This window comes from Nesterenkonia cremea, from assembly GCF_014642675.1.
Taxonomy (GTDB): domain Bacteria; phylum Actinomycetota; class Actinomycetes; order Actinomycetales; family Micrococcaceae; genus Nesterenkonia; species Nesterenkonia cremea.
This window is the reverse complement of the sequence record NZ_BMIS01000014.1, coordinates 14,023-30,734: the sequence shown is the minus strand read 5'-3', so window position 1 is coordinate 30,734 and position 16,712 is coordinate 14,023. Positions and strand designations below refer to the sequence as shown.

The 16,712-nt window shown below is 66.6% G+C and carries 22 protein-coding genes; 11 read left to right on the top strand and 11 right to left on the bottom strand.

All coding sequences use genetic code 11. The annotated features are described in order from the left end of the window. Window positions 1-55: 55 nt before the first annotated feature. Entirely contained in the window at window positions 56-712 is a 657-nt protein-coding gene (locus IEW85_RS12480; protein ID WP_188686252.1) for a GntR family transcriptional regulator, read from the top strand. A gap of 402 nt (window positions 713-1,114) precedes the next feature. Here IEW85_RS12480 and IEW85_RS12475 read toward each other — a convergent pair whose 3' ends face one another. Together IEW85_RS12475 and IEW85_RS12470 are read right to left on the bottom strand one after the other, a co-directional pair. Next, window positions 1,115-1,996, bottom strand: a complete 882-nt coding sequence (locus IEW85_RS12475; protein WP_188686250.1) for an AraC family transcriptional regulator — start codon at window positions 1,994-1,996, stop codon at window positions 1,115-1,117. Window positions 1,997-2,191: 195 nt separating this feature from the next. Further along, on the bottom strand, window positions 2,192-2,686 hold the full coding sequence (locus tag IEW85_RS12470) for a winged helix-turn-helix transcriptional regulator (RefSeq protein WP_188686249.1): 495 nt from the start codon (window positions 2,684-2,686) through the stop codon (window positions 2,192-2,194). Window positions 2,687-2,799: 113 nt separating this feature from the next. Here IEW85_RS12470 and IEW85_RS12465 point away from each other — a divergent pair, with 113 nt between their 5' ends. Genes IEW85_RS12465 through IEW85_RS12455 form a run of 3 tightly spaced genes read left to right on the top strand, consistent with a single transcriptional unit; the run spans window position 2,800 to window position 4,307 of the window. Continuing rightward, window positions 2,800-3,120, top strand: coding sequence for a hypothetical protein (locus IEW85_RS12465; protein ID WP_188686246.1), 321 nt, complete (start codon window positions 2,800-2,802; stop codon window positions 3,118-3,120). Window positions 3,121-3,126: 6 nt separating this feature from the next. Then, window positions 3,127-3,747: a dihydrofolate reductase family protein gene (locus tag IEW85_RS12460; RefSeq protein WP_188686243.1), complete on the top strand. Its 621-nt coding sequence runs from the start codon at window positions 3,127-3,129 to the stop codon at window positions 3,745-3,747. Further along, window positions 3,747-4,307: a dihydrofolate reductase family protein gene (locus tag IEW85_RS12455; protein WP_188686240.1), complete on the top strand. Its 561-nt coding sequence runs from the start codon at window positions 3,747-3,749 to the stop codon at window positions 4,305-4,307. Before IEW85_RS12460 ends, IEW85_RS12455 begins: the two co-directional genes overlap by 1 nt. Window positions 4,308-4,328: 21 nt before the next feature. Here the strand turns inward: IEW85_RS12455 and IEW85_RS12450 are convergent, their stop codons facing one another. The 4 genes from IEW85_RS12450 to IEW85_RS12435 form a co-directional block, all read right to left on the bottom strand. Next, window positions 4,329-4,748 (bottom strand): DUF4260 family protein, encoded by a 420-nt coding sequence (locus tag IEW85_RS12450; RefSeq protein WP_188686238.1) that lies wholly within the window; start codon window positions 4,746-4,748, stop codon window positions 4,329-4,331. Between the two features lie 138 nt (window positions 4,749-4,886). Beyond that, a complete protein-coding gene (locus tag IEW85_RS12445; protein ID WP_188686236.1) occupies window positions 4,887-5,882 on the bottom strand; it encodes a DUF6596 domain-containing protein in 996 nt (331 codons plus the stop codon). Window positions 5,883-5,891: 9 nt separating this feature from the next. After that, window positions 5,892-6,242 carry a YciI family protein gene (locus tag IEW85_RS12440; RefSeq protein ID WP_188686234.1) on the bottom strand — a complete coding sequence of 117 codons (351 nt, stop codon included), beginning with the start codon at window positions 6,240-6,242 and terminating at the stop codon, window positions 5,892-5,894. A gap of 219 nt (window positions 6,243-6,461) precedes the next feature. Beyond that, window positions 6,462-8,360: a hypothetical protein gene (locus IEW85_RS12435; protein WP_188686232.1), complete on the bottom strand. Its 1,899-nt coding sequence runs from the start codon at window positions 8,358-8,360 to the stop codon at window positions 6,462-6,464. 184 nt (window positions 8,361-8,544) lie between these two features. On the opposite strand from IEW85_RS12435, the gene IEW85_RS12430 reads away from it, so the two are divergent. Genes IEW85_RS12430 through IEW85_RS12410 form a run of 5 tightly spaced genes read left to right on the top strand, consistent with a single transcriptional unit; the run spans window position 8,545 to window position 11,343 of the window. Then, window positions 8,545-8,892, top strand: coding sequence for an ArsR/SmtB family transcription factor (locus IEW85_RS12430; protein WP_188686230.1), 348 nt, complete (start codon window positions 8,545-8,547; stop codon window positions 8,890-8,892). A gap of 22 nt (window positions 8,893-8,914) precedes the next feature. Continuing rightward, window positions 8,915-9,892 carry an SRPBCC family protein gene (locus IEW85_RS12425; RefSeq protein ID WP_188686228.1) on the top strand — a complete coding sequence of 326 codons (978 nt, stop codon included), beginning with the start codon at window positions 8,915-8,917 and terminating at the stop codon, window positions 9,890-9,892. Then, window positions 9,889-10,473: a dihydrofolate reductase family protein gene (locus tag IEW85_RS12420; protein ID WP_188686226.1), complete on the top strand. Its 585-nt coding sequence runs from the start codon at window positions 9,889-9,891 to the stop codon at window positions 10,471-10,473. The genes IEW85_RS12425 and IEW85_RS12420 overlap by 4 nt, the downstream gene beginning before the upstream one ends. Next, on the top strand, window positions 10,470-10,937 hold the full coding sequence (locus tag IEW85_RS12415; protein ID WP_188686224.1) for a dihydrofolate reductase family protein: 468 nt from the start codon (window positions 10,470-10,472) through the stop codon (window positions 10,935-10,937). Before IEW85_RS12420 ends, IEW85_RS12415 begins: the two co-directional genes overlap by 4 nt. Before the next feature lie 4 nt (window positions 10,938-10,941). After that, window positions 10,942-11,343 (top strand): VOC family protein, encoded by a 402-nt coding sequence (locus IEW85_RS12410; RefSeq protein ID WP_188686222.1) that lies wholly within the window; start codon window positions 10,942-10,944, stop codon window positions 11,341-11,343. Here the strand turns inward: IEW85_RS12410 and IEW85_RS14485 are convergent. Together IEW85_RS14485 and IEW85_RS14480 are read right to left on the bottom strand one after the other, a co-directional pair. Continuing rightward, on the bottom strand, window positions 11,294-11,956 hold the full coding sequence (locus IEW85_RS14485; RefSeq protein WP_229659015.1) for a helix-turn-helix transcriptional regulator: 663 nt from the start codon (window positions 11,954-11,956) through the stop codon (window positions 11,294-11,296). The two genes, IEW85_RS12410 and IEW85_RS14485, sit on opposite strands and share 50 nt — an antisense overlap. 243 nt (window positions 11,957-12,199) lie before the next feature. Further along, window positions 12,200-12,391 (bottom strand): helix-turn-helix transcriptional regulator, encoded by a 192-nt coding sequence (locus tag IEW85_RS14480; RefSeq protein WP_229659014.1) that lies wholly within the window; start codon window positions 12,389-12,391, stop codon window positions 12,200-12,202. A gap of 86 nt (window positions 12,392-12,477) precedes the next feature. Between IEW85_RS14480 and IEW85_RS12400 the strand changes: the two genes are divergently transcribed. Then, entirely contained in the window at window positions 12,478-12,969 is a 492-nt protein-coding gene (locus IEW85_RS12400) for a VOC family protein (RefSeq protein WP_188686219.1), read from the top strand. A 140-nt stretch (window positions 12,970-13,109) separates the two neighbouring features. Here the strand turns inward: IEW85_RS12400 and IEW85_RS12395 are convergent, their stop codons facing one another. Further along, entirely contained in the window at window positions 13,110-13,973 is an 864-nt protein-coding gene (locus tag IEW85_RS12395; protein WP_229659013.1) for an ABC transporter permease, read from the bottom strand. Next, window positions 13,970-14,971 (bottom strand): ATP-binding cassette domain-containing protein, encoded by a 1,002-nt coding sequence (locus tag IEW85_RS12390; protein WP_229659012.1) that lies wholly within the window; start codon window positions 14,969-14,971, stop codon window positions 13,970-13,972. Before IEW85_RS12390 ends, IEW85_RS12395 begins: the two co-directional genes overlap by 4 nt. A gap of 103 nt (window positions 14,972-15,074) precedes the next feature. Here IEW85_RS12390 and IEW85_RS12385 point away from each other — a divergent pair, with 103 nt between their 5' ends. After that, a complete protein-coding gene (locus tag IEW85_RS12385) occupies window positions 15,075-15,824 on the top strand; it encodes a TetR/AcrR family transcriptional regulator (protein WP_188686217.1) in 750 nt (249 codons plus the stop codon). On the opposite strand, the gene IEW85_RS12380 is transcribed toward IEW85_RS12385, so the two are convergent. Next, window positions 15,813-16,694, bottom strand: a complete 882-nt coding sequence (locus IEW85_RS12380; protein ID WP_188686215.1) for an alpha/beta fold hydrolase — start codon at window positions 16,692-16,694, stop codon at window positions 15,813-15,815. The two genes, IEW85_RS12385 and IEW85_RS12380, sit on opposite strands and share 12 nt — an antisense overlap. Window positions 16,695-16,712 lie beyond the last annotated feature (18 nt).

Genomic DNA, 16,712 nt, shown 5'->3' with positions numbered 1-16,712 from the left:
AGGGCTTGTTATGATTGTCAACAATCTTGTTGAAGAGCAGAAGGACCGAAGGACTATGGCCGACCCCACCTTCCAGCGAGTCAACCGCGAATCCACCGCCAGTCTGATCACCCGGCAGCTGCGCGAGGGGATCATGTACGGCCACCTGCCTGCCGGCACCCAGCTCTCCGAGGCCTCTTTGGCCCAGGAGTTCGGCGTCAGCCGCGGCCCGCTGCGCGAGGCCATGCAGCGCCTGGTGCAGGAGGGGCTGGTGCGCAGCGAGCTGAACCGAGGTCTCTTCGTCAAAGAGCTGGATGAGGCAGAGATCCGCGACCTCTACGTAGCCCGCACCGCCCTGGAGACGGCCGCGGCGCGGATCGTGGCCAAGGAGGGGTCGAAGAAGACCCTCCAGCGTCTGCGCCGGGCCCACGAGGAGATGCGCAGGGCCGCTGAGGCGGGCGATCTGCCCAGGCTCTCCGACGCCGACTTCGCCTTCCACCACCTGCTGGTGGAGTGCTCGGAGAGCCCGCGGCTGCGCCGGATGCACGAGACGCTGATGGTGGAGACCCGCATGTGCCTGACCGCCCTCGAGGAGACCTACTTCGATCCGGAGGACCAGGTGGATGAGCACCACCGCATCACCGAGGCCATCGCGGCCGGAGATGAGGCGGCGGTGGTCGCGGAGATCGAGGAGCACATGCAGGAGGCCCTGGACCGCCTCATCCGCGCCTGAACACGCCCTCTTCTCCCGTTCTCTTGGCGCGCGGGTGTCGGAACAGCGGCGTTTCAGCGCCTATTCCGACACCTGCGCGCATGAGGGATGGCCGGGACGTTCGGCGATGATCCGCTGCGGTTCTCGGTCTGCCCCGCCGTTCGGGTCGATGAACCTGCGTCGGTTGAGGCCGAGCTGGAGCAGCACGGGGACACCGTGCGACAGTCGATCGCGATGCCCTCGCGCGCGAGATGGCCATCTCGGCAACGACATGCGCAATCGGGCGGGTGCGGCAGCGTTCTATCAGCCTGTGTCAGCTGTCGGTCGTGAGTGGAGCATTGGGGTGGGGCAAATCGTTCCTGTGGAGAAAGTTGTCCCCCGGCGCGGGGGCCGCACCGGGGGACAAGGCATCGAGGCCGACGTTCAGGGGGCTGGCGTCTTCTCGACGGGAATCCACAGTTCGTACCGGCCGTGCGTCTGCTCGTCGTCGGCGAAATCTGTGACGACCATCTCAGGGCCAGGGGCGCTCTGGTACGGGTTCGCGGGGAACCACTCCCCGAATGCCTTCGGCCAGAGCTGCTGCAATGCAGCAGGGAACGAGCCGTTCGACTCCACGACAAGCCATGTCGTCGCGGGCACATCGAGCCGGTCGAAATCGTCCGGAACGGGCCCGCTCGTTGCAGCCGCGACGTAGTAGTCCAGCTCGGTGCCTTCTTCGCGCGACGGAGAGATCGCGTCGTGGACGCTGAGCGCACCCGCGGGCTCTTGGTCGGAAAGATCAGCGATCTTCGTCCACCGCGTCTCCGTGATCTTCTCGACGAACTCTGCTGCGGCAGGGTTCACCCCCTCATAGATCAGTGGGATGCGGGTGCGCAGCCCCGCCAGCGTGAACGCGTCCTTTTCGACAATGCGGTAGTTCATGGTCGTACTCCCTTCGATGGTGATGGTGAAGGTGAGCTTCGGCTGCGACCGGAGAACGGCTCCTGAACGACGCGCGCCCTCGGGACCGACGCCATGGACAGCCTTGAACGCGCGTGAGAACGCATCAGCAGAGGCGTATCCGAACCGGACAGCGACGTCCTGCAACGCTTCTTCTCCCGAAACGACCGATGCCACCGCGAGCGTCATACGTCGCCGCCGCACGTACTCCGAGAGTGACATGCCGGCCAGGGTGGAGAACATTCGCCGGAAATGGTGCTCGGACATCAGCGCGATCTGGCTCGCGCGACGCACATCGACTTCGCCCTCGCCCTCACCCTCGCCCTGATGCTCCACCGATGCAATCGCCTGGTTCAGCCGCTCCATACTCACCTTCCTTCCACCTCGACGCTACGGAATCGCAAGGGCACAGGTCCGATGATCCATGCGCGAGATTGTCGGGGCGTCAAGCAACGCACGCACAGGCTGACAGTAGGACTGAGCCTCCCCCCCCCCAAGACGCGTGAAAAACGTCACGGCCAGCAACACCTGCGCCTCAGCCAAGCCGATGAGGCAGGCACTTCAGGAGGAGGCGACGGCCTCTCGATAGGCCTTCTCCAAGCGCTCCATGACCGAAGGTGCGCCCGCGGCGGGATCGGCGCCGAGGTGGATGACTCGGAGCTCCTGCATGAATTCCTCCCACAGCTGCGGGCCTCCCTCATCGAGAAGCTGGGCACGAACGCTGAGCTCCGGACTGGCCGGCAGGAACTTTCTGCCCCAATTCCCCAACTGGACGAGCACTGGGACGAGCTGGACAGCCTGCTCGGTGAGGCTGTAGAGCTGACGCTGCCGGTGGGCCGGGTCCTGGGCCTTGGTGATGAGCCCGTCGGAGGTCAGCCGCTTGAGCCGGTCGCTGAGGATGTTGGAGGCGATGCCCTCCTCGGACTCGTTGAGCAGCTGCCGGTAGTGCCGGCGACCTCCGAACATGATGTCCCGGATGACCACCAGGGACCAGCTGTCGCCGAGCACCTCCACAGAGAGGTTGATCGGGCAGCCCGAGCGATGCGCCTCTGCCATATCTCCCCTTCGTCAGAATTCCGCGAGAACTGCTTGCATTCTACATGCAGTTGTGGTGCCATGAAGATACTGCTTGCATAGTGCAAGCGGATATCTCAGGAACGGAGCACCTCATGAGCACCCCCACGCACCTTCTGATCCATCACTACACACCGGGCACCGGCCCTCAAGAGGGGACGCCGGAGCTGGAATCCGAGATGGCCATCTGGGCAGAGATCGACACCGAACTGCGCCGCTCCGGCCAGCTCATCGAAGGGTGGGCACTCCAGCCGACGCACCTCCAGTTGGGACAGACGGACGACGATTCCAACAAACAGGTCACCTTCGCCGTCCACGCGTTGGCAGCAGACGACGACGGCGCCGCGCAGGCCATCGCTCAGCGCATGCCGCACCTGAGCTACGGGTCCACCACCATCCACCGCCTCATGAGGTGAACCCTGATGAAGACAGCGAGCGCTGCACGAACCCCACAGGTCTTCGCCTTCCTCTTCTGCTCGGTGGACGGTTTCGTCGAAGACGCCCACCGAGGACTGGGGTGGAGCACCGGCGAGCCTGAAGTCTTCACCTGGCATCGACGTCGGGCGCGTCAGACTCCACATATAGGCAGCATGTTGCTGGGGCGGAACACCTATGACCATTTCGCCGAGTATTGGCCCTCTGCAGAGGCCTTCCGAACTCAGCCGGAGATCGCGGCCTTCATGGAGACGACCCCAAAGACCGTGGTGACCAACCGGCCGGCATCGCTGGCTTCGTGGCAGGGAGCCCGCGCCGCAGAGGGAAGCGACCTCTCGGCGCTGGTGGAACAGCTGCGCACAGAGCAGAAGGCGGACGACGACGGAGACATCGCGGTCTTCGGCAGCTCCGCCGTGGCGGCACAGCTGCTGGAACGCGGGTTGTTGGATGAGCTGAGAATCCTGATCAGTCCGGTGGCGCTGGGCCGTGGGACGCGTCTGTTCCAGGGCCTGGAATCCCATGTTCACCTCCAGGCCGGCCCGACGACGACCTTCCCCTCCGGCGCAGTGCTGGTCACCTATGCCCCGGAGAACGCAGGGACAGCCTGATGGTGACGTTCCTGTACTCAGCCACGGCCTCAGCAGATGGGTACATCGCAGGGCCCGAGGGGGACATGTCCTGGCTGTTGCCGTGCCTGGAGGAGCAGCCGGACCCGATGATCGCCGGTGCCATGACGCGGATCACCGCCATGCTGATGGGACGCCGAACCTTCGACGGCAGCGATCCGCACGCCGGCGACCCGGAGAAGGAGGGCGCTTTCGAAGGACAGTGGGACGGACCGCAGGTGGTGCTGTCCCACCGGGCGCTGCCGGATCCGCCTCCAGGCTTCAGCGTGGAGCACTCGCTCGAGGCGGCACTCGCCTCAGCGCGGATGGCCGCCGGTGCGGACGGCGTCGTGAACATCCTCGGAGCGGACCTCGCGCGGCAATGTCTGGACGCCGGTGTGGTGGATGAGGTGATCATCGGCGTCGTGCCGGTGCTGCTGGGCAGCGGCACTCCCCTGCTCTCAGGAGCAGCGGGTCCGGTCCGCCTGGAGCTGCTGCAAGAGACCCCTTCTGACCACAGCGGTGGCGGGATCCACGCCCGCCACCACCGCGTGCTGCGTTAACCCCGATCGCCGCGGCTCCCCCTAAGCAGCGGCGTCGCGGCCGATCACCCCCAGGTGGGTGTGCCGGAAGGGCCCCAGCTTCAGCCCGTAGCCCAGAGCCCGGTCCACCGCGACGTGGAAAGCCCAGCAGGCGGCCAACACCACCAGCCAATCGGCGTGGACGTGGCCGAGCTGCAGGCCCGCCCAGAACATGAGCACCGCAGCAGGGCCCGTGTAGTTGTGCACGACGTTGTAGAGACCGGCACCCAGGCGCTGACTGACCAGGTATCCCAATGCGGAGAGATCGAAGACGAGGAAGGCCGCCAGCAGCACCCACCAGGGATGGTCCAGGACGATCATGGCCGCCAGGATGGCGACGGCGAGCGCCGTGTTCTCCACTCGCTGCCAGATCGTCGCAGGTGCGGGGCGCGCGTGTGAGTGCGGGAGCGTCTGGTCTGACATGTCAGGCCTTCCGAATCGGGCGGGGCTCCTTCAGACTAGGCGGGGTTCACCGCACAGAGATCCGCCGAAAGTCTGACTTTCCTCCTCCGGCCCCCATTCTCTTGGCGCGCAGGTGTCGGAACAGACGCTGAAACGTCGCTATTCCGACACTTGCGCGCCAATCGAACCGGTAAGCAGGTCGGTGAGCAGGTCAGTGAGATAGGCGTCCTCAGCCGCGTTGCCGGGCAGCTGAAGGGCGCGTCGGTAGGCAGCGGCCGCGGCCTCGTGATCACCGACCTCCTCCAGGGTCATCGCGTGAGCGATGTGGAAGGGACGGTACCGCTGCAGCGCCTCCTCCTCGGCCAGGTCCTCCACATGCTCCAGCCCTACCCGCGGGCCCTGTGCCCGCCCCAGAGCCACCGCACGGCCCAGGCGCACCACCGGGCTCGGGTCATAGGATTCCAACATCCGGTAGAGCACCGCGATCTGCGGCCAGTCGGTGGACTCCACATCCGCCGCCTCCGCATGGACCGCGGCTATGGCGGCCTGGACAGCGTACGACGCCGCCCCGGCAGAGCTGGCTGCCCGCTGAGCCAGATCCAGACCCTCCTCGATCAGCACTCGGTCCCAGCGTCCGCGGTCCTGCTCGGCCAGCGGCACCGGACGGCCGGCGTCGTCGGTGCGGGCTGGGCGCCGCCCCTGGGTGAGCAGGAGCAGGGCGAGCAGCCCGGTGACCTCAGCCGACCCGGGCAAGAGATCCCGCAGCACACGTGCCAGACGGATCGCCTCCGCGGTCATGTCATCGCAGATATGATCCTGACCTGCCGAGCGCGCGAATCCTTCGGCATAGAGCACATAGACCACCCTCTGGACCACGGCCAGGCGCTGCCGCAGCTGCATCGTCGCCACCGGAACCAACAGGCCATGGGCCACCTCCGCGGTGGTCAGCCAGGCTTCGGGCACCCGTGGAACACCGGTCTTCCCCCAGGTGCGCAGCGCCTGGACCATCGCCTCCTGAACCACCTCTTCGGCCAGGTCCAAGTCGGAGAAGTACCGGGCCGTCACGGCGAGCACACGGGCCCGCCCCTCGGGTCCCAGCTGGTCCAGGGCGCTGTGCACCTGCTCCGCGGAGGAAGCCTCTGGGGACTCGGTCACCGGCAGTCCTCACTCAGTAGGGGCCACCGGACGGATCTCCACGTGGCCACCGGGCTTGGAGCCGGGGCTCTTCTTCGCCCAGGCGATGGCTTCATCCACGTCAGACACTTCGATGATGTAGGTCCCTCCGAGGAATTCCTGCACCTCGGCGAAGGGGCCGCTGGAGACGACCTGCTCTCCGGCTGCGTCGGTCTCCACCTTCACCGCATGCTCCGGATCCTCCAGTGCGAAGGAGGACACCACCACACCGGCAGCAGTGATCTCCTGGTCGAAGGCGAAGAACTCGTCGGGGTCGGCCCCGCCGTCCTCTCCACAGTTGGAATCGCCCACACGGCCCATCAGCAGCAATGCGTATTTCATGGTCACTCCTCATCTCTGCGCGGCAGGGCCGCACTGATTCGGCCTCGCCGGGGCATGGGTGTCAGACCGGACGGCCCGACATCATCATGACGCAGAGCACTGCCGAGAATCGACAGTTCAGACCACAGTTCTTCCGTCACCGTCTTCTGTCACGGGCGTCCTCTTGATGCGCAGGTGTCGCAATGACGGCATCTCAGCGCCTATACCGACACCTGCGCATCAGCTGAACCGGCGTCGGAACTCGGCGACGGCGTCGCGGTAGGCCTGCTCACGGTGGTAGTCCACGTGCCCGGCGAGATCCGCCCATGGCTCACGCGGGGCCTCCAGGGGCACCTCAAGCTCACCCTCCGGCACTGAGCCGGCCTCCTCGGCCGGGTCGGGCACCTCCTGGTCCACTTCGGCGTGGCCTTCAGCAGTGCCCAGCACCGGTCCCCCGATCGGGTCTGTGCGGCGGTACAGGTTCCGCCAGCCCCCTGCGCCGGAGGCGAGCCGATCATGAGTGCGCTGCAGCGACAGCTCTCCGAAGTAGGCAGGGAAGACCTGCGCGTAGAGCGTCGTGGTGGGCGCGCCGATGCTCAGCAGGCACACGCGAGAGATCTCCTCCTGCGGCAGCGGCGCCAGGGCGGCATAGGCGATGGCCGAGCCCTGGCTGTAGGCGGAGACGACCACTCCGCCGTCCTCCTGGATGCCGTGCCGGATCCCCGCTTGGAACTCCAACACAGCACGCGAGCTGTAGGGCCGCACGGCCAGTGGGTGGAACCGGCGCGGCCAGAACGTCAGCACATCCCAGATGATCGCCACGGTGCGGCGCAGCACCCGGCGGCGCATCGACAGCCACACCACCCCGACGCCGGCCAGGGCCAAACCCGGCAGCAGCACCATCGCCACATCGGCTAGGAACCCGTCCTCCGGCGGAGTCAGCCATCGGACACCCCCGTCGGGCTCGAAGCGCAATGCGGCCGCGATCCCGGCTGAGAGCAGGAAGGTCCCGGCGAGCCAGACCAACAGAACCGGCGCTCGGTGTGCCCCCAGGGCCGTTCCACGCCAGGCCGCAGTGCGACGGCGCAGCTGATCCTCGACATGCTCGGGCAGCTCATCGGCCCGGCCGCGAGCACGCCAGAACAGCAGCCACCCGATCACCAGGATCGCCCAGAGCGCCACAGTGATGACGAAGGACTCGATGAGCGCCAGCTCCTGCCCCCAGCGCTCCTGCCCCAGTCCGGCGGCCCGCGCCGCCAGCAGGGTCACCCCGGAGAAGACACCGTTGGTCAGTGCCACGGCCAGAGTGACGGCCGCCGCGGGCAGAGCACGGGGTGCCGGCGTACCCACCGGCTGACCGCCGCCGCGCCAGGTCAGCCCGGCCAGCAGCACGATCACCAGCATCTGCAGCAGCCCTATGGCCAGGAAGACCTCGCCGAGTCCGAGCGTGGTGCCTCCCCACCTCAGCCCGGCCACCGCCAGCACGACGACGCCGGTGACTCCCAGCACTGCGGCATGCCACCGGAGCAGCCAGGTCATGGACCGACCGTGGGAGAAGAAGGACCGACTGCTCAGGTCTTCCTCCGGATGCCAATCGGCCGAGGTCTCCTCCTCAGGGACCACTGTCCCGTCTGGGGTTCTGGCCTCGAAGCGGCGCCGGCCGACTTCTGCCACCCGCAGCAGCACCACGACCAGCGCAAGGGTGACCGCCAGGCCGGCCAGCACTCCGATCGCCGGACTGACAGGCAGGTCCGCATCGCGCAGCGCCTGATAGCCCAGGTAGTCCACAGCGATGATGGCCGTCCAGAGCACATAGGTGCTGGTGAGCAGACCAGCTGCCAGGTGGACGAGGCCGCGGATCAGCATCCATCGCCAGCGGGCGATCCGCGCCCCGTGGGTCCAGCCGGCCACGTTGACCAGGGTGAAGGGCAGCAGCAGGACCCAGAGCGGCTGCAGCGCTGAGACGGAGGTCAGCCCACCCCAGAGGTATCCCTCGACAGAGGGGTCCTCCCGGCGGGCGATCAGCTGAGTGCTGCGATCCCCACGGATCAGTATGGTCTCGGCCCGGTCGTCCAATCCCAGCAGTTCGGCCCCGGTAGAGCCTCCGACGCCGTGAATCCGCAGCTCACGCATACCCATCACGTGGATTCTAATACCTGGTGGGGGCCTGGCCGCTCCCCTGCCCAGAGGCGGTCGGCCCGGCCCGAAACTCCATCGCCTCGAGTTTCGTCGCACCGAATTTTTTCGCGCCGAATCTTGTCGCACCGAATCTTGTCGCACCGAGTATTGACTCGGGCTCCTTCATCGCTGATCATAAAACCACATGGTTACATATGACGCCGCTCAGCTGGACCTGACCGACGATCAGGTCGACCGGATCTTCCGGGCACTGGCCGATGCCACCCGCAGGGACATCATCGGCCGGACCCTGACCGAGGAGTCCTCGATCTCTGAACTGGCCCACCGCTACGAGATGTCCTTCGCGGCAGTCCGCAAACACATCACCGTTCTGGAGGAGGCGCAGCTGGTGTGCACGCATCGCAGCGGGCGCGAACGGCGCATCCGGGGCAACCCGGAGCATCTCCAGAAGGCCCAAGCTCTCCTGACGACCTACGAACGCCTCTGGCGAGAGCGGATCGATCGCCTCGATGCGCTGTTGGCAGAGGACTGAAGATGATCTGAGAGGAATCCCCGTGCCTGTCACCCATATCCAGAAGAACCCTGAAGCTCTGACCCTGACCGTCACCTCTGACTTCGCGGTGCCGGTGCGGCGCCTCTGGGACGCCTATGCCGACCCGCGGCAGCTGGAGAAGTTCTGGGGCCCGCCCACCTACCCGGCCACCTTCACCCGCCATGACCTCTCTCCCGGCGGACGGTCCGAATACCGCATGACCGGCCCGAACGGCGAGCACGCCGGGGGTTATTGGGAGTTCCTCTCTGTGGAAGAAGGGCGCTTCTTCGAGGTGATCGACGGATTCGCCGATGAACAGGGCCGGCCGAACGACCAGCTGCCGGCAGGCCGGATGACCTTCAGCTTCGAAGAGACCGCCACCGGCTCACGGCTGACCATGGTCCAGCACTTCCACAGCCCGGAGGACATGGAGACTCTGCTGGAGATGGGCCAGGCCGAGGGCATCGAGGCCGCCCTGGGCCAGGCCGATGCGGTGCTGGCCGACCTGCGCTCCTTCGCCTCCGGCCGCGAGGTGGAGATCCAGATCCTCAGCGACACTCAGGTCCGGGCGAGCCGGATCATCCGCGGAAGCGTGGAGCAGGTGTGGCAGGCCCACCATGATCCGGAGCTGCTCCGGCGCTGGCTGCTCGGCCCTGACGGCTGGGTCATGACCGAGGCGACCGCCGCCCAGCAGACAGGCGAGACCTACCGCTATGCCTGGGAGCCCGGCGTCGGCGTCGAAGGCGAGCCCTTCGCCCTCACCGGTGAGCTGAAGGAGATCCAGCCCCCGCACCGCGAGGTGAGCACGGAGACCATGGAGGGCGTGGACGGCCCGCCCACTCTCAACGAGCAGACTCTCACCCCGGTGGAAGGCGGAACGCTGCTGACCGTGGTGATCACCTATGCCGATGCGCAGATGCGCGACATGATCCTGGGCACCGGCATGGCCGAAGGCATGGAGGCCAGCTACGCCCGCCTGGAAGCCGAGGTGCTGGGATGAGGCGCCTGATCATCACCGCGTTCGTCTCGCTGGACGGGGTCATGGAAGCTCCCGGTGGAGAGGAGGAGCACCGGAACGCCGGATGGACCTTCAATCAGCTCCCCCACGACGACGCCGTCTACGACCTCAAGGACCAGGAACAGCTCGAGGCCGGGGCCCTCCTGCTGGGGCGCCGCAGCTATGAAGCATTCGCCCCGGTCTGGCCTTCGATGACCGAAGAGTTCGCCCGGTACAACGAGCTGCCGAAGTACGTGGTCTCCTCCTCTCTCCGCCAGGAGAACCTCATCGAAGGATGGGGCGAGATCAGCATCCTCCGATCCTTGGATGAAGTCGCCCAGCTGAAGGAGGACGACGACGGTCCGTTGCTGGTCCACGGAAGCGCTGCACTAGGGCATTCGCTGGCCGAGGCCGACCTGGTGGACCGCTACCACCTGCTGGTCTTCCCACTGCTGCTCGGCGCGGGCAAGCGGCTCTTCCCCACGACGGAGAAGGATGCCACCCGACTCCGGCTGATGGAGCATGAGGCATTTTCGAACGGCGTGCAGAAGATGATCCTCGACGTGTCCCGAGAGGGGTCATGAGCACCGTCGTCGCTGATGTCTCTATGTCCCTGGACGGATACATCACCGGGCCTGAGCCGAGCACGAGGAGTGGGCTCGGCCGCAGCGGCGATGCGCTCCATCAGTGGGCCTTCGCCCAAGACTCACCACGGGATCACCAGCTCCTTGAAGAGTCCGGCGCACGGACCGATGCTGCAGTGATGGTGCGCAACACCTTCGACTTCGTCGACGGCCCGAACGGCTGGAACGACGACATCGGCTACGCATATGACCACGCACCCTCCTCGCGGTCTCCGATATTCGTCGTCACACATCAGACACCCACGTCGAGCCGCTTGGAAGGATTCAGCTTCGTCACCGAGGGCGTGCGGGCCGCAGTCGAAGCCGCCCGAGAGACGGCTGGCGACGACGAGACTGTGATCATGGGCGGCGCTCTCGTCACCCAACATGCCACCCACCTGACATATCGACTGTACGAGGATTGACGCCATGACCAACGAGATCACCATCGCCCTGCCCACCGAGGACCGCGTCCGCGCCTATGAGTTCTACCGAACAGCCCTGATCCTTCCCTCCGTCGGGGAACCGGCGGAGGACGGAGTGCCGGAGCCGCTGCAGTTCCGACTCGACACCGGCACCACGCTGATGTTCGTCCCCACCGGCGGATTCGGCTGGGTCCTCGACGGGCGAGACTCTGCGCCTGCCGGCTCCCACGAGATTCTGCTCAGCCTCACCCTGGACTCCGCCGAGGAAGTCCGAGCGACGACGGAACGCATGCTCGAGGCCGGAGCGGAGATCGTGCTCGAACCCACCGAGCAGCCCTGGGGCTTCTCCGCCGTGGTCACGGATCCGGATGGTCACGCGTGGCAGCTGATCGCCGCGCAGGGCTGAGCGCGCCCCGCGGCTCCCCCCCCCCCCCCCCCCCCCCCCGGCGAGCAGCACCCGCGGGCGTGACGCAGCCTCCTTCAGGACTCAGAGCTGCGCGGCTGGGAGATGCGGTGCAGGCGCTGAGCCAGTCGGGCGGCGGCATCCCGCAGGGCTGGGGGGGCTCGAGCACCTCAACCTCCACGTCCAACAGGGCCAGGTGGGCCGCCATCCAGTCGAGGTCGTCGGCGCCAGCGACGAGCAGGGACCACCCGGGCTCGGCGTCGGGTTCGATTCTCCCCATCTGCGGCGGGATCTCCCGGCGCAGCTCCTCGACACCTGCCCGTAGGCGGACTCTGGTGAGATGCTCATAAGGGGCTTCAGCGATGGATGCCTGGATGTACTGCACCGGGTCAGGATGATCCCGGGGCACGAATCGGAACGTGGTGACTTCCACCTGGTCCATACGATCCAGCCGGAAACGCCGCCAGTCCTGCCGCTCCAGGTCGAAGGCCATCAGATACCACCGCCATCCGGCGGCCACCATGCGCACCGGCTCCACAGTCCGCTGCTGCGACTGCCCATCGCGGCGGCGATACCGGCAGCGGATCCGCAGTCGGTCGCGGCAGGCGTGGGCCATAGCAGTCAGGGTCCCGACGTCGACCTCTCCGGCGCCTCCCAGGGAGTCAGTGGACTCTCCGAGGGCCTGGACACGGCCGCGCAGTCGCGGGGGCATGACCTGGTCGAGCTTTGTCAGAGCACCTAGCGCAGATTCCTCGATGCCGGAGACTGTTCCGCCCGCCGCAAAACGCAGCGAGATCGCCGTAGCCGTGGCTTCCTCATCATCCAACAGCAGAGGCGGCAGCTGCTGACCTGCGCCCAGTCAGTAGCCTCCACCTGCACCGGAGACAGCATTGACGGGGTAGCCCAACGCGCGGAGCCGTTCGACATCACGGCGCACAGACCTCTCGGTGACGGCCAGCTCATCGGCGATAGCAGACGCCGTCCAGGACGGCTTCTTCTGCAGCAGCGCCAGCAGCCGCAACACCCGCTCCACTGTTCTCTCCGTGGCCATACCGTCATTCTTCCTCAGATCCCGGACCAGAGCTGTCCGCAATCATCGTCATCCTGGGAACACCACCCTCGATCCCAGGAGAGACGATGAGCAGCTCAACCACCGCCCCTGCACTCCAGATCACCTTCGACGCCCACGATCCTCGCGGGCTCTCGTGCTTCTGGCGCGACGCCCTGAACTATCGCCACCCAGCCCCTCCCGGAGTCGATGTCCCGGAGAACAGCGACCCTCTGGAGGCCTGGGATGGGTTCCTCGAGAAGGCCGGGCTGCCCCGAGAGGACTGGAACGCCTTCTCCGCGCTGGAAGACCCCGCCGGCGTCGGACCCCGCCTGTTCTTCCAACAGGTTCCTGAGGAGAAGGTCACCAAGAACCGTCTGCACGTGGATCTGCAGGTCGCAGTCGATGCGGCGCGAGAACCGCTGTTCGGCGAGGAACGGTTCGAGGTGCTGGAGGCCGAATGCGACCGGCTGATCGCACTCGGCGCCCAGAGGCTCCACCGCCAGGAGCCAGAGATGCCCCTGATCTGGGGGCACATCATCATGACCGATCCCGAAGGCAACGAGTTCTGCCTGGACTGACCGGCAGGGCACCAGGCCGCCTGACCCTGGAGCGCTATCCCGACATCGACATGCAGCACAGGACCCGCTCCCAGGGCACTGCCCGCGGCTCAGGACAGAACGGCAGCAGACTGCCTCACGCGTGAGCGCAGGCGCCAGACCTATCGGCTCAGGCTCTTGAACTGCCGCACGGCCAGCGGCAGGAAGATCGCCATGATCACCGCAGGCCAGATGATCGCCCCGGCCAGTGCATGGCCGTCGATCCAGTAGGCCGGCTCCAGGTAGTCGATCCCCGGCGTCGCGAAGAGCTCCCGGATCGCCGTGGCCGTGGAGGAGACCGGGTTCCATGCTGCGATGGCTCCCAGCCAGCCCGGCATCATCTCCGGCGGGGTGAACACCGCCGAGATGAAGCCCAGCGGGAACGCCACGGCGAACAGGGACCCGGCAGTCTCGGTGTTCTTGATGCTCAGTCCCAGGAAGATACCCACGAAGATCAGTGCCAGGCGCAGCCAGAGCAGCAGGAGGAAGGCCAACAGCGTGGCCCCGATGCTCCCGCCCGAGCGCCAGCCGATCAGCAGCGCGACGCCGGCGATCACCGCCAGGTCGATCGCGGCTCGGATGACATCGGCCACGGCCCGGCCGGTCACCGGCGCGGATCCGGACATCGGCATGGACCGGAACCGGTCCATGAAGCCTTTCTCCTTGTTGTGGGTGACCGCATAGGCGGTGTCCATGAAACCCAGGGCCATGGTCATGGCGAACATGCCTGGCATCGCGAAGTCCACGTAGCCCTCGCCCGCACCCTGACCGGTCACATCCATGGCGGAGCCGAAGACGTAGACGAACATCAGGACCATCACCACGGGGAAGCCGATCTGCCAGGCGAAGGTGGAGGGCTGACGCAGCAGGTGCGTGAACTCCTGGAGCACGATGGTCCAGCAGTCGCGCAGCGACCAGATCAGACCCGAACCTGCTGTCTCAGAAGTGCGGCTTCCGGAGAAGCTCGGCATCGTCGTCTGTGTCATCGTGTCTCCTCCAGTGTCTTCGGAGTGTTCGGCTGGCTGGGCTGGGGCCCAACTGCCTGGCTGCCGCCGGTCAGGTGCAGGAAGGCTTCGTCCAAGGTGGGGCGGCGCAGGCCGATGTCTGCGATCGCCAGCCCCTGAGCACGGATCTCAGCGGCCGCCGAGGTCAGCGCGCCCACTCCGTCCGGCACGGGCACGCTGATCCGCGCTTGGGAATCATCAGTGGAGACCTCGACGCCGACCACTGACCTCACCAGCTCGGCCAGTCGGTTCAGCTCAGCAGGGTCGGCGGCCACGACCTCCAGGCGCTCCTCGCCGATCCGCCGCTTGAGTCCGGCCGGAGTGTCCTCGACGAAGTTCTTGCCGTGGTCGATCACACTGATCCGGTCGCAGAGCTTGTCCGCCTCATCGAGGTAGTGGGTGGTCAGCAGGACCGTGGTGCCCTGGGCGGCCAAGTTCTCCACCGCTTCCCAGACCTCCCGGCGCCCGGCCGGGTCCAGCCCTGTGGTGGGCTCATCCAGGAACAGCACCTGAGGCGCCAGGATCATGGAGGCAGCCAGGTCCAGCCGGCGCCGCATGCCGCCGGAGAATCTCTTGGGCGAGCGGTCGGCAGCCTCCTCAAGACTGAAGAGCTCCAGCAGCTCCTCGGCCCGCCGCCGGGCCTGCGCTTTGGGCAGCCGGAAGAGCCTGCCGAACATGGTCAGGTTCTGTCGCGCCGTCATCAGGTCATCCACCGCCGTCTGCTGGCCGGTCAGCCCGATGCTGCGCCTCACCTGGCGGGATTGGGAGACGACATCGTGGCCAGCCACACTGGCGCGGCCGCCGTCGGGGATGGTCAGCGTGGCCAGGATCCGAACCGCCGTGGTCTTGCCGGCCCCATTGGGCCCCAGCAGCCCGTGGACGGTGCCGCCGGGGACGGCGAGATCAACCCCGTCCAGAGCGACCTTCTCCTTATATGTCTTAGTGAGACCTTCGGCCTCCACTGCGAGTTCTGAGGGCATCAGGACTCCTCTCTTGCTGAGTACGTTGTACGGCGTACGATGCACGCAGAACAGTATCGTACACTGTCCGCAGTACACAATCCCCCGGACCCCAAGAGGTGCCATGATCGAGCCGAACCCGGTGCTCCAGAGCCTGAAGCTGCTGTGGGAAGGGACCCCGGAGCCCAAGAAGGGCCCCAAGCCGACGCTCACGCTGGAACAGATCGTGCAGACGGGCGTGGAGCTGGCTGACCAGGAGGGGCTCGAGGCTCTGTCCATGCGCAAGCTGGCGCAGAAGCTCGGCGTCGGAGCGATGTCCCTCTATCGCTACGTCCCCTCGAAGACCGAGCTGCTGAACCTGATGCTCGACGCCGTGAGCGGACCGGACCTGGAGCGGGAATCTTCCTTCTCCCAGGGCTGGCGCACCGGCCTGGAAGCGGTGGGACACGGCGGCAGAGACCAGTACCTGAGCCACCCCTGGCTGCTGCAGGTCAATTGGACCCGTCCGGTGCTCGGCCCCAACTCCGTTGCCGATATGGAGCTGATCCTCAGCGGCCTGCAGGATCTTCCGCTGAGCGACCGCGAGAAGATGAACGTGGTCGTCTCCCTGGATTCCTACGTCACCGGCGCTGTCCGCCAGGAGATCCTCTCGCAGCGAGCAGCTGCCGAGTCAGGTATGACTGACGAGGAGTTCTGGAGCAGCCAGGCACCCATCCTGCAAGAGATCTTCGACACCGGCCGCTTCCCCGTCATGGCTGGCCTGGACGACGACACCTTCACCGGCACATGGGAGGAGAACTTCCAGTTCGGACTCGCACTCTTCCTGGACGGCGTTGAGCAGCGGATCGTGAGGCATACCCCCTCACGCGGCTAGGAACTCCCGGATGTCAGCAGTGACGCGTTCCCAATCCGAGCTGAACCAGATCAGGTGATGCTCAGCTGAGGATTCCGTCAGCCTCGCGCGGGGCAGCACAGTGTGAAGCGCTTCGGCATGGGTGAAGGGAACAGATCCGTCCCTGAAGCTATGGATGATCAGCGTCTCCTGGTGCGGTGACCAGCCGCCGGGGCTGCGCAGCCCCCGCAGGTCTCGGAGGAATCCCCGTCCAGAGCGCATCTGCGAGGAGACCACCGCCAGTGCCTCCTGATCCTCCTCGGCCAGCGCCGCAACCGCTTCACGTCCGCTGAGGGTGGAGAGTTGGCCGACCATGACAGAGAGCCCGATGCCGCGTGAGGCGCGGATCATGCCGCGCATGATCGCCCAGGTCACACGCTCCGTCCACGGGGACAGGGTCAACCGGGCCACGGCACAGGTGGGAGCATCAGGCCATCGGATCGGGCCCACCGCCGCCTGCAGGATGATCCGGTCCACCAGCTCAGGGTGACGTTGCGCCATGGCCAGCGCCGTGGGCCCTCCCGCAGAGATTCCGACGGCGACGGCCTGCTCGAGGCCCAAGCCCTCACACAGCGAATGCACGGCGTCGCAGAAATCTTCGATTCCCACGCTCGGTGCGACTCTGCCTCCGTTCCGCGACTTCGCCGACACTGTGCGCCCGTAGCCGGGCCGAGAGACGGCCAGCACCGAGTATCCCAGGTCGGCGAAGACCTCCTCTCCGAGGGCGAAGCCGGCATGCATATGCGCGCCGTGGAATATCAGCACTGCGGCCTTCCCCCTCGGCTCGAAACGGTATTCCAGAGCGCCTCGGCCCTGTTCGGCCACTGCCGTGGGACGGATCAGATGTGCCATCCGACCAGCATAGGCGGC

Excerpts from the sequence above, each read along its gene's own strand:
- IEW85_RS12480 (WP_188686252.1), top strand. The coding sequence starts at position 56 with ATGGCCGACCCCACCTTCCAGCGAGTCAACCGCGAATCCACCGCCAGT.
- IEW85_RS12475 (WP_188686250.1), bottom strand. The coding sequence starts at position 1,996 with ATGGAGCGGCTGAACCAGGCGATTGCATCGGTGGAGCATCAGGGCGAG.
- IEW85_RS12470 (WP_188686249.1), bottom strand. The coding sequence starts at position 2,686 with ATGGCAGAGGCGCATCGCTCGGGCTGCCCGATCAACCTCTCTGTGGAG.
- IEW85_RS12465 (WP_188686246.1), top strand. The coding sequence starts at position 2,800 with ATGAGCACCCCCACGCACCTTCTGATCCATCACTACACACCGGGCACC.
- IEW85_RS12460 (WP_188686243.1), top strand. The coding sequence starts at position 3,127 with ATGAAGACAGCGAGCGCTGCACGAACCCCACAGGTCTTCGCCTTCCTC.
- IEW85_RS12455 (WP_188686240.1), top strand. The coding sequence starts at position 3,747 with ATGGTGACGTTCCTGTACTCAGCCACGGCCTCAGCAGATGGGTACATC.
- IEW85_RS12450 (WP_188686238.1), bottom strand. The coding sequence starts at position 4,748 with ATGTCAGACCAGACGCTCCCGCACTCACACGCGCGCCCCGCACCTGCG.
- IEW85_RS12440 (WP_188686234.1), bottom strand. The coding sequence starts at position 6,242 with ATGAAATACGCATTGCTGCTGATGGGCCGTGTGGGCGATTCCAACTGT.
- IEW85_RS12435 (WP_188686232.1), bottom strand. The coding sequence starts at position 8,360 with ATGGGTATGCGTGAGCTGCGGATTCACGGCGTCGGAGGCTCTACCGGG.
- IEW85_RS12430 (WP_188686230.1), top strand. The coding sequence starts at position 8,545 with ATGGTTACATATGACGCCGCTCAGCTGGACCTGACCGACGATCAGGTC.
- IEW85_RS12420 (WP_188686226.1), top strand. The coding sequence starts at position 9,889 with ATGAGGCGCCTGATCATCACCGCGTTCGTCTCGCTGGACGGGGTCATG.
- IEW85_RS12415 (WP_188686224.1), top strand. The coding sequence starts at position 10,470 with ATGAGCACCGTCGTCGCTGATGTCTCTATGTCCCTGGACGGATACATC.
- IEW85_RS12410 (WP_188686222.1), top strand. The coding sequence starts at position 10,942 with ATGACCAACGAGATCACCATCGCCCTGCCCACCGAGGACCGCGTCCGC.
- IEW85_RS14485 (WP_229659015.1), bottom strand. The coding sequence starts at position 11,956 with ATGGCCCACGCCTGCCGCGACCGACTGCGGATCCGCTGCCGGTATCGC.
- IEW85_RS14480 (WP_229659014.1), bottom strand. The coding sequence starts at position 12,391 with ATGGCCACGGAGAGAACAGTGGAGCGGGTGTTGCGGCTGCTGGCGCTG.
- IEW85_RS12400 (WP_188686219.1), top strand. The coding sequence starts at position 12,478 with ATGAGCAGCTCAACCACCGCCCCTGCACTCCAGATCACCTTCGACGCC.
- IEW85_RS12395 (WP_229659013.1), bottom strand. The coding sequence starts at position 13,973 with ATGACACAGACGACGATGCCGAGCTTCTCCGGAAGCCGCACTTCTGAG.
- IEW85_RS12390 (WP_229659012.1), bottom strand. The coding sequence starts at position 14,971 with ATGCCCTCAGAACTCGCAGTGGAGGCCGAAGGTCTCACTAAGACATAT.
- IEW85_RS12385 (WP_188686217.1), top strand. The coding sequence starts at position 15,075 with ATGATCGAGCCGAACCCGGTGCTCCAGAGCCTGAAGCTGCTGTGGGAA.
- IEW85_RS12380 (WP_188686215.1), bottom strand. The coding sequence starts at position 16,694 with ATGGCACATCTGATCCGTCCCACGGCAGTGGCCGAACAGGGCCGAGGC.